The 1,074-nt window shown below is 47.3% G+C and carries 2 tRNA genes and 2 rRNA genes; all 4 read right to left on the reverse strand.

What is annotated here, in order from left to right:
* Window positions 1-431 (reverse strand): 23S ribosomal RNA (locus ACP7D4_RS28070); the annotation flags it as partial.
* Window positions 432-675: 244 nt separating this feature from the next.
* Window positions 676-751: transfer RNA gene (locus ACP7D4_RS28075), tRNA-Ala, on the reverse strand.
* A 100-nt stretch (window positions 752-851) separates the two neighbouring features.
* A tRNA-Ile gene (locus ACP7D4_RS28080) sits at window positions 852-928 on the reverse strand.
* A gap of 90 nt (window positions 929-1,018) precedes the next feature.
* A 16S ribosomal RNA gene (locus tag ACP7D4_RS28085) occupies window positions 1,019-1,074 on the reverse strand; the annotation flags it as partial.

Genomic DNA, 1,074 nt, shown 5'->3' on the forward strand with positions numbered 1-1,074 from the left:
AGTATTTAGCCTTGGAGGATGGTCCCCCCATATTCAGACAGGATTTCTCGTGTCCCGCCCTACTTGTCGCACGCTTAGTTCCACACATCGCATTTCGAATACCGGGCTATCACCGTCTATGGCTCCCATTTCCAGGGGATTCTTCTATGCGTCGTGCTAAAACGTGCAGGCTCATCCCATTTCGCTCGCCACTACTTTGGGAATCTCGGTTGATTTATTTTCCTGCAGCTACTTAGATGTTTCAGTTCGCCGCGTTCGCTTTGCATACCTATGTATTCAGTATGCAATGACCTAAAAGGCCGGGTTTCCCCATTCGGAAATCTGCGGATCAAAGTGTGTTTGCTCACTCCCCGCAGCTTATCGCAAGCTACTACGTCCTTCATCGCCTGTAATCGCCAAGGCATCCACCATGTGCACTTATTCGCTTGTCCCTATAACGTTAGCCTCTCACCGACTAAGCGAAAGACGTTACAGAGATAAGAGTACAGCGTTGTTGCTTTGTTTTGATACATACAATCGCTACCCATCAAACCGTCTGTCGACGATTTGATTAAAACTTTACTTCTTCCAGATTGTTAAAGAACGAAACAGCTATTAATCTCTAAAAGGTCAAACCTAAATCTCAACTAGAAACTGGATGATTTACGTTTGTACTTTAGAGATAGTAGAGTGTGTTGGTGGAGGATGACGGGATCGAACCGACGACCCCCTGCTTGCAAAGCAGGTGCTCTCCCAGCTGAGCTAATCCCCCGGTTTTACCTGGCTTTTGCTCTAAAATCATCTGGCTCTGCCAGTGATTTTTGGCTGACTAGCCCAAACGAAAGTAGGTGTTCACTTTCGTTTGTTTATTTTGGTAGGGCTGGTTGGACTCGAACCAACGACCCCCGCGTTATCAACACGGTGCTCTAACCAGCTGAGCTACAGCCCCGACTTAGACACTGCTACTGTTTCTTCTAATTTCAACAGTCGATAAGAGTGGACGCTCAATGAATTGGCTCTATAGCCAGTGCAACTCTAGAAAGGAGGTGATCCAGCCGCACCTTCCGATACGGCTACCTTGTTACGACTTCACCC

It is taken from the genome of Massilia sp. TWP1-3-3, from assembly GCF_049897805.1.
GTDB lineage: Bacteria > Pseudomonadota > Gammaproteobacteria > Burkholderiales > Burkholderiaceae_D > Telluria_A.